At 71.8% G+C, this 14,741-nt stretch carries 12 protein-coding genes; 8 read left to right on the forward strand and 4 right to left on the reverse strand.

All coding sequences use genetic code 11. From position 1 onward, the window contains the following. The first annotated feature begins 31 nt into the window (after positions 1-31). Positions 32-1,786, forward strand: a complete 1,755-nt coding sequence (locus ACZ4WQ_RS39010; protein ID WP_398374892.1) for a GMC oxidoreductase — start codon at positions 32-34, stop codon at positions 1,784-1,786. Here the strand turns inward: ACZ4WQ_RS39010 and ACZ4WQ_RS39015 are convergent. After that, a complete protein-coding gene (locus ACZ4WQ_RS39015) occupies positions 1,783-2,991 on the reverse strand; it encodes a DUF418 domain-containing protein (protein ID WP_398374667.1) in 1,209 nt (402 codons plus the stop codon). The two genes, ACZ4WQ_RS39010 and ACZ4WQ_RS39015, sit on opposite strands and share 4 nt — an antisense overlap. A gap of 125 nt (positions 2,992-3,116) precedes the next feature. On the opposite strand from ACZ4WQ_RS39015, the gene ACZ4WQ_RS39020 reads away from it, so the two are divergent. The 3 genes from ACZ4WQ_RS39020 to ACZ4WQ_RS39030 all read left to right on the forward strand — a co-directional run bounded on the left by ACZ4WQ_RS39020 (position 3,117) and on the right by ACZ4WQ_RS39030 (position 6,555). After that, positions 3,117-3,881: a TetR/AcrR family transcriptional regulator gene (locus ACZ4WQ_RS39020; protein WP_398374666.1), complete on the forward strand. Its 765-nt coding sequence runs from the start codon at positions 3,117-3,119 to the stop codon at positions 3,879-3,881. A gap of 207 nt (positions 3,882-4,088) precedes the next feature. Continuing rightward, positions 4,089-5,075 carry an aldo/keto reductase gene (locus tag ACZ4WQ_RS39025; protein ID WP_385345269.1) on the forward strand — a complete coding sequence of 329 codons (987 nt, stop codon included), beginning with the start codon at positions 4,089-4,091 and terminating at the stop codon, positions 5,073-5,075. Positions 5,076-5,172: 97 nt separating this feature from the next. After that, positions 5,173-6,555: an ankyrin repeat domain-containing protein gene (locus tag ACZ4WQ_RS39030; RefSeq protein WP_398374665.1), complete on the forward strand. Its 1,383-nt coding sequence runs from the start codon at positions 5,173-5,175 to the stop codon at positions 6,553-6,555. Positions 6,556-6,622: 67 nt separating this feature from the next. On the opposite strand, the gene ACZ4WQ_RS39035 is transcribed toward ACZ4WQ_RS39030, so the two are convergent. Then, the gene (locus ACZ4WQ_RS39035; RefSeq protein WP_358845288.1) at positions 6,623-7,669 is read right to left on the reverse strand and encodes an LAETG motif-containing sortase-dependent surface protein; all 1,047 of its coding nucleotides are present in this window, start codon (positions 7,667-7,669) and stop codon (positions 6,623-6,625) included. A gap of 848 nt (positions 7,670-8,517) precedes the next feature. Here ACZ4WQ_RS39035 and guaA point away from each other — a divergent pair. The 4 genes from guaA to ACZ4WQ_RS39055 all read left to right on the forward strand — a co-directional run bounded on the left by guaA (position 8,518) and on the right by ACZ4WQ_RS39055 (position 13,050). Further along, complete coding sequence (gene guaA / locus ACZ4WQ_RS39040; protein ID WP_311724337.1) at positions 8,518-10,104, forward strand: glutamine-hydrolyzing GMP synthase; 1,587 nt, start codon at positions 8,518-8,520, stop codon at positions 10,102-10,104. Positions 10,105-10,265: 161 nt separating this feature from the next. Further along, a complete protein-coding gene (locus ACZ4WQ_RS39045; RefSeq protein ID WP_311724336.1) occupies positions 10,266-11,054 on the forward strand; it encodes a class II aldolase/adducin family protein in 789 nt (262 codons plus the stop codon). 91 nt (positions 11,055-11,145) lie between these two features. Beyond that, positions 11,146-12,420 (forward strand): hypothetical protein, encoded by a 1,275-nt coding sequence (locus tag ACZ4WQ_RS39050; RefSeq protein ID WP_311724632.1) that lies wholly within the window; start codon positions 11,146-11,148, stop codon positions 12,418-12,420. 102 nt (positions 12,421-12,522) lie between these two features. Next, positions 12,523-13,050, forward strand: a complete 528-nt coding sequence (locus ACZ4WQ_RS39055) for a DoxX family protein (protein ID WP_358845353.1) — start codon at positions 12,523-12,525, stop codon at positions 13,048-13,050. Here ACZ4WQ_RS39055 and ACZ4WQ_RS39060 read toward each other — a convergent pair. Beyond that, positions 13,047-13,367, reverse strand: a complete 321-nt coding sequence (locus tag ACZ4WQ_RS39060) for a hypothetical protein (RefSeq protein WP_385341069.1) — start codon at positions 13,365-13,367, stop codon at positions 13,047-13,049. The two genes, ACZ4WQ_RS39055 and ACZ4WQ_RS39060, sit on opposite strands and share 4 nt — an antisense overlap. Next, positions 13,364-14,701: a PspC domain-containing protein gene (locus ACZ4WQ_RS39065; RefSeq protein ID WP_398374663.1), complete on the reverse strand. Its 1,338-nt coding sequence runs from the start codon at positions 14,699-14,701 to the stop codon at positions 13,364-13,366. Before ACZ4WQ_RS39065 ends, ACZ4WQ_RS39060 begins: the two co-directional genes overlap by 4 nt. Between the last annotated feature and the right edge of the window lie 40 nt (positions 14,702-14,741).

Below are 14,741 nucleotides of genomic sequence, written 5' to 3' on the forward strand. Positions count from 1 at the left end.
CGCGTACGTCGACGCTTACGACTACGACGTCATCGTCGTCGGCTCGGGCTTCGGCGGCTCCGTCACGGCCCTGCGCCTGACCGAGAAGGGATACCGCGTCGGCGTCCTGGAGGCGGGGCGCCGCTTCACCCCCGAGACCCTGCCCAAGAACTCCTGGCACCTCCGCGACTACCTGTGGGCGCCCGCCCTCGGCTGCTACGGCATCCAGCGCATCCATGTCCTGGGCAAGGTGATGGTGCTGGCGGGCGCCGGGGTCGGGGGCGGCTCGCTCAACTACGCCAACACCCTCTACGTACCGCCCGAGCCGTTCTTCCGGGACCCGCAGTGGGGCGCCATCACCGACTGGCGGGCGGAGCTCGCGCCGTACTACGACCAGGCGCGGCGGATGCTCGGCGCGCGGCTGAACAAGACCATGACCCCCTCCGACGAGCACCTGAAGGCCGCCGCCGAGCGGATGGGGGCGGGCGAGACCTTCCATATGGCGCCGGTGGGCGTGTTCTTCGGGGACGGCGACGACGCGGACGGGACGGCGACGGCGGCGCCGGGGGAGCGCGTCCCGGACCCGTACTTCGGCGGCGCGGGGCCCGCCCGCAGGGCCTGCACCGAGTGCGGCGAGTGCATGACCGGCTGCCGCCACGGCGCGAAGAACACCCTCAACGAGAACTACCTCCACCTCGCCGAGCGGGCCGGCGCCGTCGTCCACCCCATGACGACCGTCATGGCCGTCGGCGAGGACCGGCGGGGCGGCTACCGGGTCACCACCGTCCCCACCGACCGGCGCCGCAAGGGCCCGCCGCGCGTGCTGCGCGCCCGCCAGGTGGTGCTGGCCGCCGGGACGTACGGCACCCAGACGCTGCTGCACACCATGCGGGACAAGGGCCTGCTGCCCCGGATCCCGGACCGGCTCGGCATGCTCACCCGCACCAACTCCGAGGCCCTGGTCGGCGCGCAGACCACGGACCGCCGCTACCGCAAGGTCCGCCCCGGGCAGGGGCGGGCCGACTTCACCCGTGGCGTGGCGATCACCTCGTCCATCCACCCCGACGACACCACCCACATCGAGCCCGTCCGCTACGGCAAGGGCTCCAACGCGATGGGGCTGCTGTCCGTCCTCCAGATCCCGGAGGGCGGCCGACTGCCGCGCTGGCTGCGGTTCCTGGGGAGCCACCTCCGGCACCCGGTGCTCGTGGTGCGCTCGCTGTCCACCCGGCGCTGGTCGGAGCGCACCATTATCGGCCTGGTCATGCAGACCCACGACAACTCGCTCACCACCTACCGCAGGCCGAAGGGGCTCGGGAAGGGCCTGCTGACCGCCCGGCAGGGCCACGGCGCACCCAACCCGGACCACATCCCCGAGGGCGCGGAGGCCGCCCGCCATCTCGCCGAGTCCATCAACGGCTTCCCGGGCAGCAATGTCGGCGAGCTGATCGGCACCCCGCTCACGGCGCACTTCCTCGGCGGCTGCCCGATCGGCACGGACCCCGACCACGGCGTCATCGACCCGTACCACCGGCTGTACGGGCACCCGGGCATCCATGTCGTGGACGGCGCGGCGGTCTCCGCGAACCTGGGCGTCAACCCGTCCCTGACCATCACGGCCCAGGCGGAGCGCGCCATGTCCCTGTGGCCCAACAAGGGCGAGCCCGACCCCCGCCCACCCCAGGGCGCCCCGTACGAGCGCCTGTCCCCGGTCGCGCCGATGGCCCCCGCCGTCCCCGAGGACGCCTTCGGCGCCCTGAAGCTCCCCCTGCTACCGGTCCCCAAGGTGCCGCCCGCCGACGACTAGCTCCGCGACTGTGCCCGAGGCCCGTAGGTCAGGCGGCGCAGGACGACCTCGGCGGGGCCGGCCTGGTTGCGCTTGTCGAGCAGGCGGGCGATCGATACGGTCATGAGCCAGACGGTCACCGCGATGATCAGACCGGTCACCGTGGGGCTGCCGAACCGGTCGCCGAGGGCGAGCGTGAAGGGCGCCAGGAGGATCAGCCAGGCCACCGACTGAAACAGGTATCCCGACAGGGAGCGCCGGCCCAGGGCCGAGAGCGCGTCGACGACGGGGCCGGGCCGGGTGGCCCGCATGGCGATCAGGCCGAAGACGGCCACATAACCCGGGCCGGCGAACATGCCGCTGCCGCCGTGGAGCATCATCATCAGGCCGGCGGCCGACTCATCGACGTGCAGCCATCCGGCGCCGGTCAGAGCGGCGGGGAGACCTCCGGCGATGGCGACGCCGAGTCCAAGGACGGCGGTCCACTTGAGCAGGGCCTTGTGGCGGGCCGGTTCCTCGAGGACGCGGCGGCGGGCGGCCCACATGCCCAGCCACGTGATGACGATGAAGGGCAGGACGGTCAGCGTGTGCATCGGCCATTCGCCGAGGCGATCCAGCATGGACGCGAGGTAGTCGGGCGCGGCGAGGGAGTCGACATGGCTCGACGGCAGCGGGGCCGACCCGCCCGAACCTCCGATGCCGCTCACCACGATGGCGCCGATGACCAGGACCTCGACCGCCGACAGCGCCCAGAGCACCAGCGCGGTCCGGTGGAACTTGTCGCCGCGGCGCAGGAGCACCAGGGTCATCACGATCCCGACGATCCCGTAGGCGCCGAGGAAGTCGCCGTAGTACAGCAAGGTGGCGTGCGCGAACCCGAAGGCGACGAGCCACAGGTTGCGGCGTAAAAGCACCGAACGGACCTGCTTCGGCGTGGCGCCGGAGGCGTCCTGGCGGCGGGCGAGTTGGACGAGTCCGTAGCCGAACATCACGGCGAAGACCGGGTACCCGCGGGCGTGGACGAGTTCGAAGAGCGTGAAGTTGAGGGCGCGGTCGGCGCCTTCTGGCGTGGTGTCGAGGCCGGGCTCGCCGGCGAAGACGACTCCGGCGACGTTGGCCAGCGCGATGATCAGCAGCATCGCTCCCCGGGCCAGGTCCGGCGCGAGGGCGCGTTCGGCGCGCCGCACCGGCCCTCTCGATGTCCGCAGTGCGGTGTCAGTGCTCACGTTCGTCCCTCTCCCCGAGATCCCGGCTTTAGTTTCTTGGAGAAAGTATCACGGGCATACTAAATGCAACAGGTGCGCTGGATCTGGCATGATGGGCCTCATCGACCGGGACGGACGAGGGAGCCATGACCAGCGAGGACTTCATTCCGGCGCCGCTGCGCCGGCTGTGGGGGATCTCGGAGTCCTCGCGTCTCGGGCGGCCCGCGGTCCTCGACGTCAACCTGGTCGTCGCCGCGGCGGTGGAGATCGCCGACCGCGACGGCCTCGGCGGCGTGACGCTTCCCAAGGTCGCCAAGAGCCTCGGCTTCACGGGGATGTCGCTCTACCGGTACGTCGGATCCAAGGACGAGCTGCTCACGCTCATGGCCGACTCAGCCCTGGGTGCGCCGCCGGCCATGGACACCGACGACTGGCGCGAAGGGCTGCGCGGCTGGGCCTTCGCGCAGCGGGCGGTTTTCCGGCGTCGGCCGTGGCTGACGCGCGTGCCCACCTCCGGACCACCCTCCGGACCGAACCAGATCGCCTGGATGGAGGCCGCCCTGGCGATCATGTCCCGCACCCGCCTCGACTGGGCGCACAAGGTTGGCGTCCTATCGCTGATCAGCGGCTACGTGGTCCAGTCCGTGCGGCAGTACAGCGAACTCGCCGAAGGCAGGGCCGAGGGCCAGGGGCAGGCCGACGCCGAGCGCGAATACGGTCGCGCGCTGGCGCGGCTCGTCGAGCCCGAGCGCTTCCCCGAGACGGCCCGGCTGTTCTCCTCGACGCTGTTCGAGGCACCGCCGTCGGACACCCCCGATGAGGCGATCGCCGACGCGGACTTCTCGCTCGGGCTGGAGCTGATCCTCGACGGCGTCGCCGTCCGGGTCGAGGGCGAGGGCCCCGACTCCTGAGGGGGTGTCACGGCTCTCGCCGGTCCCCACCGCCGCCGCGCGTCGCCATCCCACCGGTGCGTCGCATGCCCCGCACGCGCGAAGGGGCCGCCCCATCCGAGGCGACCCGGTCCATCGAAAACCTGTTTGACTTGGAGCGCACTCCAACCCTTAGCGTCTTGGGCAGACGGTTCGGAGCACAGGAGTCACAGCCCTGGAGGCAGCAGCATGACCGACGTTTCCACCCGACGCCTCGGCGAACTGGCGGTCTCCGCGCAGGGCCTGGGGTGCATGGGCATGAGCCACGCCTATGGCGCCGCGGACGACGAGCAGTCGATCGCGACCCTGCACCGCGCCCTCGACCTCGGGGTGACCCTGCTGGACACCTCCGACTACTACGGCGTCGGGCACAACGAGGAGCTGATCGGGCGGGCCATCGCCGGGCGCCGTGACGAGGTGGTGCTGGCGACGAAGTTCGGCTTCGCCAACCGCCTGGGCGAGCCCACCCGGATCCGCGGCGACGCCGCCTACGTGCGGCAGGCGTGCGAGGCGTCGCTGCGCCGGCTCGGGGTCGACCACATCGACCTCTACTACCAGCACCGGGTCGATCCGCAGGTGCCGATCGAGGAGACCGTCGGCGCCATGGCCGAGCTGGTGCGGGCCGGTAAGGTCCGCCACCTCGGGCTGTCCGAGGCCGGTGCGCAGACCATCCGGCGGGCGCACGCGGTGCACCCGATCGCCGCGCTCCAGAGCGAGTGGTCGCTGTGGACCCGTGACCTGGAGACGGAGATCGCCCCGGTCTGCCGCGAGCTGGGCATCGGCCTCGTCCCGTTCTCCCCGCTCGGACGCGGCTTCCTGACCGGCCGGTACACCTCGGTCGAGGGGCTGGAGGAGACCGATATGCGGCGGACCCAGCCGCGTTTCGCCGACGGCAACCTCGCACGGAACCTGGCCATCGTCGCGAAGCTGAACGAGCTGGCCGAGGCGAAGGGGGTCACCGCCGGTCAGCTCGCCCTGGCCTGGGTGCAGCACCAGGGCGACGACGTGGTGCCGATCCCCGGCACCCGGCGGCAGCGGTACCTGGAGGAGAACCTCGCGGCCCTGGACGTCGAGCTGTCCGCCGAGGACCTCGCCGCCATCGAGGCCGCCGCCCCGCCCGAGCGGATCGCGGGCACCCGCTACGACGCGACCAGCCTCACCTTCGTCAACGGCTGAACAGCGCCTCCGGCCGGCTCGCCACGGGGCTCTCCGCTGTCACTGCTCGGATCTAGGGTTGCGCCGAAGATCTCGCCGACCACCAGGACAGGGGACGATGAGCGGCATAGAGGTACTGCATCCGCGCGTGCTCAAGCAGATCGAGCGCCTCAACGGCCGACTCCCGGAGGATTTCGCACCCCGCGAGTGGACCGTGGCGACGCCCGCGGGCGAGCACGCCGTGCCGCCGTCGATTCAGGCGTTACTGGCGGTGCGCTGGCCCGCAGAGCACGTCATGCGTACCAACGACGAGTACGAGTGGAGCGTTGGGCTGCCTTCGCAGTGCGAGGTCGAGGATGGCCTGGTCGCGGAGGACGAGCCCCGCCCGTGGTACGCCGTTGGCCACAACGAAGGGCAGTACTACCTGCTCGTCGATCTCGCCGAGGCTGCCGACGTGAGCGACCCGCTGGTGTACGAGGTCGACCACGAGGGGGATCAGACGGTATACGGCGGGGAACTCGTGTCGGCTGTGCTGTCGGGGCTGAGGGTGCCGCGGCCACCGTCGGCGAGGTCCCGCTTTCCGCGTGCCTGTGCGGCCGGCGATCTGACCGTGGTGCGTGAAGCGCTCACTCGTCGGAAGAAGCTCGGCGGCTTCGTCACCTCGGGGCTGACTCCACTTCACCTCGCCGCGTTCTCGTCCCGGTCTCCCGAACTGGTGCAAGCCCTGCTGAGCGCGGGCGCCGATCCGAACGCTGTTGTGGGTGAGGTCAGGTCCCTGACCACTTACGTTCCCCGGGATCGCATCTTCGGACGTGCGATAGCTCCGGGCAGTACACCCTTGCACGCGGCCCTCACCGCGATGTTCAACAGCTGGGCAGGGCCGTACGACATCGTGCGCGACATCGTCGGGGCGCTGCTCGACGCAGGTGCTGACCCGAATCTGGCCGACGAGAGAGGGGACGCCCCGATCCACTACCTGCACACCAACAGCGAGCCCGAAGCGAGTGACATCATCCGGCTGTTGCTCGGAGCGGGCGCCGACCCGAACGCCGAGACACAATGGCGATCCGGCCCCTTGAGCGATGCGGTCAGCTTCGCACGTCCCGAGACCGTGAAAGACCTTCTCGATGCCGGCGCCGACCCCCTCAAGCCGTCCCGGCAAAGCTTCTGGGATGTGGACGGGGTAACCCCTTTGCACAAGGCTGCCTACCTGGCCCGCGAGGAAGTCCTCCGTTTGCTGCTCGCCCGCATCACGGACGTCGATGTCCGGACCCCCAAGGGGGTGACCCCGCTCCATGTGGCCCTGACCTCCCGCGGCACGACGGGGCTGCGCCTGCTCATCGAGGCGGGCGCGGACACCTCGGCCGTTCTGGCCGATCCCGCGGCGCTCAAGCCGGAACTCCGTGCCCATACGCCGGTGGAGATCGCCCGTGAACTCGGCAACACCGAAGCCGTGGATCTCCTGACGGCCGCCCGCGCCGCGGCCTCCGGCTCCCCCTGAGCAGTTCCCCCCCGAGCGCGAAGGGGCCGCCCCGGGCGGGGGCGGCCCCTTCTGGTACGGCGACGCGTTACGCGGCCAGGCCACCGCTGCGGCGGCGGCGCACCACGAACACCGCACCGGCGCCCGCGGCCATCGCGACGCCGCCGATCACGGCGATGGTCGGCAGCGCGGAGGAGGAGCCGGTCTCGGCGAGGGTGCCCTTGGGGTCGATCTTCGTGTCGCCCTGCGGCTTGGGCAGGGGCTTCTTGCCGCCCTGCGGCTCCGGCTTGGGCTCGGCCGGCGGGACGTGGCCGGGCTTGGAGCCGGCGGCCAGCACGTCGAACTCGTAGTAGTCGCCGGTCGAGAAGACGCAGTTGCCCTCGTCGTCCGCGTACACGCCGAAGGTGAGCGCGTAGCCGAAGCCGTCACCGAGGGCCTTGGCGGAGACGCTCAGCCGCATGTCGATGGTGAGGGTCTCGTGGGCGCGCACGTCGGTGTAGCCGAGGTAGCCGGCGGCCGGGTCGTTCTCGTCGGTGGAGATCGACTTCCAGACCCCGCTCTCCGGGTCCTTGAACTGGAGGGTCAGGAACTTGCCGGTGCCGTCGGGGTGCTTGGAGTCCGCGGTGCCGGCGAAGACACCGAAGTCCACGCGCTTGAAGGCCTTGTCCGAGTCGTTCTCGACCTGGAACTTGAAGCCGTGGAAGCCGCTGCCGGCCACGACCTTGGACGGCAGACCGGAGATGGTGGTGGTGAGGTCGGGGTCCTCGTTGTACGACCCGTCGTCGTTGCAGTCGTCGCCCGGCGTCGGCTCGTCGGTCGGGTCGCCGGTCGGCGGGGCGGTCGTGGGGGTGTCGGTGCTGGGCGGAGTGGTCGGCGGCTTGGTGTCCGTCGGGTCCGTGGTGGGCTCGGTGGTCGGCGGCTTGGTGTCCGTCGGGTCCGTGGTCGGCTCGGTGGTCGGCGGGACCGTCGGGTCGGTCGGGGACGGGGTGGTCGGTGTGGGGTCGGCCGACGGCTCGACGGTGGCGGTGGGCTCGTTCGTCGGCTCGTCCGCGAAGGCGGCGGGCGCCGCGAGCAGCGCGGCAGGGACGATGGCGGCCGTCGCTGCGGCGGTCGCCAGGGCGCGGCGAAGCTTCATGAGACCTCTTCTGGGTCCATCGTGCCGCTGGTCGCCAGCGGCACGCAGTGGAAGGCCGTCGCGGTGGGGGCGCGGTCTGGCCGTGCGTTTGCACGTACATGACCGGCCAGCTGGCCGAAAGGTTGCCCTCGGGGTTGCTCACAGAATGGTCACAGAAAGACCCGATCAAGGTCACGGATCTCTGGAACCGTGAAAGGCGAAGGGCCCCGGGGGCGCCCGAGCGGGACGGGCGCCCCCGGGGCCCTAGGCGGTCAGCACCGGCGTCAGGGCAGCGCCGGTGCTGAAGGGCGGCGCCGGGGGGAGCGCCGCTGGCTTTGAGTGCCGTCGGCTTTCGGGGTGGTGCGCGTGGTAAGTCGGAGGGGGGCGTACGCCCGCGTGGTCGGACCAATGACGGTAGGGAGGTCCGGGGCGTCTTCCCTGATGTGCATCGTGGTGGATGCGGCGCTCCCGGCGCAACCATTTCGACCGGATACGGTCGGCCCCGGGCGTCCCCGGGGCCGACCGTTCTTTAGGGGTGGTGACCGGGCTGCTGTCCCCTGCTGACCGGTCACCTCGCCGAAGCGAGGTCCCACGACGCGCGCCGCCTGAATCACCGCAGGGGGCACGTCTCATCGCCTCGGCGGATCTGAGCCACGCGTGGATTTTTCCGGGCCGCTCCTGGCTGGCGCGGACACCGGGCTCAACGAAGCGGCTCACGGCCCGGTCACGTGGCGTACGGGTGACGACGCGTGACGGCGCGAGCCCGGAAAGTGCCCGCAAAGAGCCCGGAAAGTGTCGATGGTGAGCCCGTTAGAATCGAAGGTCCAACCCCCTTCAGTCACCGCCACCACCGCCGGAAGGCCGCCGAAGTGCCATCAGCGTCCCCTGCTGCCGCCCCCGACACCGTCCTGGTCGTCGACTTCGGCGCGCAGTACGCCCAGCTCATCGCTCGTCGTGTCCGCGAGGCCCGGGTCTACAGCGAGATCGTCCCGTCCACCATGCCGGTGGCCGAGATGCTCGCCAAGAAGCCGAAGGCGATCATCCTGTCCGGCGGCCCCTCGTCGGTCTACGCCGAGGGCGCGCCCCGCGTCGACCGCGCGCTGTTCGAGGCCGGGGTGCCGGTCTTCGGCATGTGCTACGGCTTCCAGCTGATGGCCACCACGCTCGGCGGCACCGTCGACAACACCGGCGCCCGCGAGTACGGCCGGACGCCGCTGACCGTCTCCAAGCCCGGCTCCACGCTCTTCGAGGGCACCCCGGCCGAGCAGACCGTGTGGATGTCGCACGGCGACGCCTGCTCGGCCGCCCCCGAGGGCTTCACCGTCACCGCCTCCACCGACGTGGTGCCGGTCGCGGCCTTCGAGAACGACGAGAAGAAGCTGTACGGCGTGCAGCACCACCCCGAGGTGATGCACTCCACCTACGGCCAGCAGGTGCTGGAGCACTTCCTCTACCGGGGCGCCGGGATCGAGCCGAGCTGGACCACCACCAATGTGGTGGAGGAGTCCATCGCCGCCATCCGTGAGCAGGTCGGCACCAAGCGCGCGATCTGCGGCCTGTCCGGGGGCGTGGACTCCGCGGTGGCCGCCGCCCTCGTCCAGCGGGCCATCGGCGACCAGCTGACCTGCGTGTACGTGGACCACGGCCTGATGCGCAAGGGCGAGTCCGAGCAGGTCGAGAAGGACTTCGTCGCGGTCACCGGCGTCCAGCTGAAGGTCGTCGACGCGGAGGAGCGCTTCCTGACCGCGCTGGCCGGGGTGTCCGACCCCGAGGAGAAGCGGAAGATCATCGGCCGGGAGTTCATCCGGGTCTTCGAGCAGGCCCAGGCCGAGCTGGTCGCCGAGGCGGGCGCCGCGGGCGAGGCCGTGGAGTTCCTGGTGCAGGGCACCCTCTACCCGGATGTGGTGGAGTCCGGCGGCGGCACCGGCACCGCCAACATCAAGTCCCACCACAACGTGGGCGGGCTCCCGGACGACCTCGAGTTCGAGCTGATCGAGCCGCTGCGCCGGCTGTTCAAGGACGAGGTGCGGATGGTCGGCCAGGAGCTCGGCCTGCCGGACGAGATCGTCCAGCGCCAGCCGTTCCCGGGCCCCGGCCTGGGCATCCGGATCGTCGGCGAGGTCACCAAGGAGCGTCTGGACCTGCTGCGCGAGGCCGACGCCATCGCGCGCGAGGAGCTGACCGCCGCGGGCCTGGACCGGGACATCTGGCAGTGCCCGGTGGTGCTGCTCGCCGATGTGCGCTCGGTGGGCGTGCAGGGCGACGGCCGCACCTACGGCCACCCGATCGTGCTGCGCCCCGTCTCCTCCGAGGACGCGATGACCGCGGACTGGTCGCGGCTGCCGTACGACGTGCTGTCGCGGATCTCGACCCGGATCACCAACGAGGTCGACGAGGTGAACCGCGTGGTCCTGGACATCACCAGCAAGCCGCCGGGCACCATCGAGTGGGAGTGACCCCGTAACCCCTATCGACGCCGACGCCGCCGCCCACGTTCCATGGGCGGCGGCGTCGCCGTCGTTCCGGCCCTGTCTCAGCTCTGGCGTCCTGTGATACCCCCAGGTAGCTTCCGCTCCGAGCCCTGAGAGCACACAGTGCGCCAAGGAGTGAGCCGCCGATGCCGCCGACGCCGGAGCCGATCCCCACCGACCAGTTGCACTTCATCCTGCCGCCGCAGCACACCTCGGTCGAGGACGAGCGGCGCCACCGCAAGGAGCGCCTCGCCGCGGCCCTGCGCCTCTTCGGGCGGTACGGGTTCGAGGAGGGCGTCTCGGGCCACATCACCGTGCGGGACCCGGAGTACGCCGACTGCTTCTGGGTGAACCCCTTCGGGATGTCCTTCGGCCACATCACCGTCAGCGATCTGATCCTCGTCAACCAGGCGGGCCGGGTCGTCCAGGGGCGGCACCATGTCAACCAGGCGGCGTTCGTCGTTCACTCCCAGGTGCATCAGGCGCGGCCGGACGTCACAGCCGTCGCGCACTGCCACTCGCCGTACGGCCGCGCCCTGTCGGCGCTCGGCGAGCTGCTCGACCCCATCACCCAGGACGTCTGCGCCTTCTTCGAGGACCACGCGCTCTACGACCGCTACACGGGCGTGGTCGTGGACGAGGCGGAGGGACGGGACATCGCGGAGGCGCTGGGCACCCACAAGGCCCTCATCCTGCGCAATCACGGCCTTCTGACGGTCGGTGGCTCGGTCGACGCGGCCGCCTGGTGGTTTATCGCGATGGAGCGCTCATGCCAGGTGCAGCTGGCCGCGAAGGCCGCGGGCAAGCCGGTCCTGATCGACCACCGGAACGCCGCGCAGACCCGTGAGCAGCTGGGCACCGACCTGGTCGCCTGGATCAACTATCAACCTCTGTACCAGCAGATCACCCGCGGTGAACCGGACCTGCTGAGCTGAGACCCTCCGAGTTACGGCACAATCCCCTCTTGACACTTGTCAGTTGGGACAAGCACGACTGACCCGAGAGAACGACGAGCGGGAGCGCCTCGTGGCGGTGAACACGGCGGAAGACGCCACGACGGCAGAGCGGCATACGCACAGCGGTTGCGAGTGCCCTGAGCACGCCCGTGACGGGCACCGGAAGGCGGTGGCCGCGTTCCTGGCCCTGCGCGACCGGTTCGCCGCCGGAGAGGGCCTTCCGGCGGCGCTCGCGCACTCCGCCGAGGCCTCCCGGCAGTGGGTGTCGGACGAGCTGACGCAGGCGGCCAGGACGACCTGGGACACCGGCCGCGCCGAGAGCGTCGCGTGGGGCGGGTCGGTGCGGCGGCGCACCCTGTTCGTGGTGTGGGGCGCGGTCGGCGCGCTGCTGATCGGGCAGCTGGCCACGGCGGTCGGCGCGGGCTGGTCTGCGGCGCGCACCGCCTCCCTGGTCGTCGCGGTGCTCGCCGCCGTGCTGCTGACCCTCGCCGCCCTGCTGCACCGCGGCAGCGGCGGCCCGCTGGCCCCGCTGGTCGGCGAGGACAACCGCCTGTCCACCTCGCGCGCCGTGGCCGCCGCGTGGGTGCTGTTCGCGGTCTACGCGGTGCTGATGCTCTCCGTCGAGCTGGCCTTCGCCCCGGGCGAGGCGGAGCGCGCGGCCGACGGGCTGGCCCTGGAAGGCGCCGCCGGGCTGCTCACCGTCACCGCCCTGAGCTGTGTGGCCGCGGTGGCGGCCCGGCTGGTGGTGGCGGCGCGGGTGCGCTCGCAGCGGCTCCAGAAGGTCCGGGCGCTGCGCCCGCGCGCCGCCGACCTGCTGGCCGACGACGCGGGCCGCGGCAGCCTCGCGGACGCGCAGTACGTGGTGGTGCACGCGGTGGTGCTCGTCTTCGCCGCGGTGCTGCTGGCGCGCGAGCCCTGGAGCCTGCCCGAACTGCCCTGGGGGCTCGTGCTGCTGGCGGCCGTCTCGGCTCTGATGTACCTGGCCGGGAAGTACGCGGAGGGCGGGCGGCCCACGGTGCTCTCGGTGGTCCGGGTCCGGCCCGAGGAGGGCGGCTTCGACCGGGACGCGCCGATCCGCACCGGCGACGACATCGAGATCCGCGGCAGCGGCTTCGTGCCCCCGGGCGCGCAGGAGCCGGACCGGCTCGCCCGGATGGTCGTACGCATCGGGGCGGTGCATGTGCAGGTCCCGCTGGTGCCGGTCGCGGGGGGCTTCAGCAACCCGACCGACTCCGTGCTGACCGTGCCGGTGCCGGTGGACGTGGAGCCGGGGCGGGTCGAGGTGCAGGTGATCACCGCGGCGGGGGCGGAGACAAACCGCTATCCGATTGACGTTCTGGACTGAGTCGCCTCCCCGTTTCCTCCGTAAGGTTTTGTTGACGAGGCAACGGGAGAGGCGGGCGTCATGAGGCATGCTGACAGAACGGTCGGGGCCGGCTCGGGCAGTATGAGCGGCGTGGGCGGCATAGGCGGCAGCGGCGGCGGGCACGGCGGCGGCTGGCGGGACTCCGCCGCGCGGTACGCCCTGCTGCCGCTGCGGATCTTCCTCGGGGTGACGTTCGTCTACGCGGGGATCGACAAACTGACGGACTCGGCCTTCCTGGCCGACAGCGGCACCGGCTCGGTCGGCGAGCTGATGCGGAACGTGCGCGACAGCTCCGCGGTGCCGTGGCTGATCGACCAGTCGCTGAAGGACCCGTCGACCTTCGGATACATCATCGCCTTCGGGGAGTTGGCGGCCGGGCTCGGCACGCTCGTGGGGCTGCTGGGGCGGCTGGCGGCGTTCGGCGGCGCGCTCATCTCGCTGAGCCTGTGGCTGACGGTCAGCTGGCAGTCGGATCCCTACTACTACGGAAACGATCTGGCGTATCTGATGGCCTGGCTGCCGCTGGTCCTCGCGGGCACGCCCTATCTGTCGCTGGACATGGCCCTCTCCAAGCGCCGCAGGCGCCAGGGCGCGCAGCTGTTCACCTAGTCCCGGCCCTGGTGGGGCTCGCGTGCCGCGTCGCGGCGGTCGGCGGGCATCGACTCGTAGCGCCGGCGCAGCTCGTCCATGGGCAGGTCGCGCAGCGGCGGGGCGGCGTCCTCGGTGAGGCGGGCGCGGTGCCGCCGGACGCCGAAGGCGAGCGCCGAGACGAGCCCCGCCAGGCACAGCCCGCCCACGGTCACGGGCAGGGCCGCGAGGGGCGGCAGGTCCCACTCCCCGGCGGCGTCCAGGCCGTACGCGAGGCCCACCCCGAGGACGACGAGTCCGGCGAACAGCCTGCCCGGCTCGAAGGCGTGGCGCTTCATGACCGGCTCACCTCCACATTGCCAAGGCCGATCTCCAGGTCCAGCCGCAGCGTGCCCTTCGCGGTGTGTCCGTCCGCCGGCGGCACGGTCACCGTACGCTCCCGGGCCGGCTCGATGTCGATGTCGTCGCTCTTCTCGCCCGGCAGCCGGATGTCGCCCAGGCCCACATGGATCGTCAGCTCCAGCCGCGCGTCCTTGGGCACGGTGACCGCCAGCTTCCCCGCGCCGACCTCGGCGTGCGTGGTGACGATCTGACCCTTCTCCAGGGACATGCGGTCCAGCTTCAGCTCGCCGACGCCCCCGCCCAGCTCGTACGAGCCGCGCACGGCCGCCGCGGACTCGGGCGCCCAGGTGCGGCGCGACCAGTCGGTGGTGACGGACTTGGGGAGCCAGGCCGAGGCCGCCAGCAGCGCGGCGGTCACCACCGCGAGCACGACGGTGCCCGAGCCCGTGCGGCCGTACCGGGAGCTGACCACGAGGCCGAGCCCGAGGACGCCCAGGGCGCAGGCGAACCCGATCTCCAGGCTGGTGCCCAGCGGCCGGGAGGACCATGTCGGGGACGCGCCCGCCACGCCCGCCGCCACGGCGAGCAGAAACGTCCAGCCGCCGATCGACGTGGACTCGGGCGCCTTGCGCATCGGCCGGCGGGGCGTCCACCGCCCGATGCCCCGGGGGGCGTACGCGGCGCCGTCCGAGCCGTCGTCGGGGCCCCACAGATAGCCCGTGGCCTGGCCGGCCAGGCCCGTCGTGCCGTCCTTGACGATCGGGTCGCGCCACCAGGAGGGGCCGTCCCAGGCCGACGGCGGGGCCTTGGTCTCGGGGGGCGCGTCGGCCACCGCCTGGGCCGTCGCCGGGTCCACCGAGCCCTCGCCGGCCACCTGGAGGCGGTGGCGGGACCAGTAGCCCGCGCCGGCCGCGGCGATGACGAGCATGATGGAGAAATAGATCATGTTGCCGTTGTTGAGCATGGACAGGAACAGCCCGCAGCCGACCAGGGCGCACAGCACCGCGGTGAGCGCCGGGCCCTCCACGCGGCCCGAGAGCAGCCTGCGGCCCTCGTTCTCCTCCTCGCCCTGGAGAGGGACCAGCAGCCAGCAGAAGCCGTACAGGATCAGGCCGGAGCCGCCCGCGGCGGCGAGCACGGCGAGCACCACCCGGAAGATCACCGGATCCACGTCGCAGAACCGGCCGAGCCCCCCGCACACGCCCGAGATCATTTTCTGATCGCGGCTGCGGCGCAGCGGCGCCCTCATCGGCGGCCGCGGCTCGCCGGACGCGGCCGGGCCGGCGGCCGGGCCTGGGGCGGGGCCCGTGGCGGTGGGTGCATCGGTCATGCTCACCATGGTGACAAGCCGCCGGGCGCGGCTGTATCCG

The organism is Streptomyces sp. NPDC028305 (genome assembly GCF_055569495.1).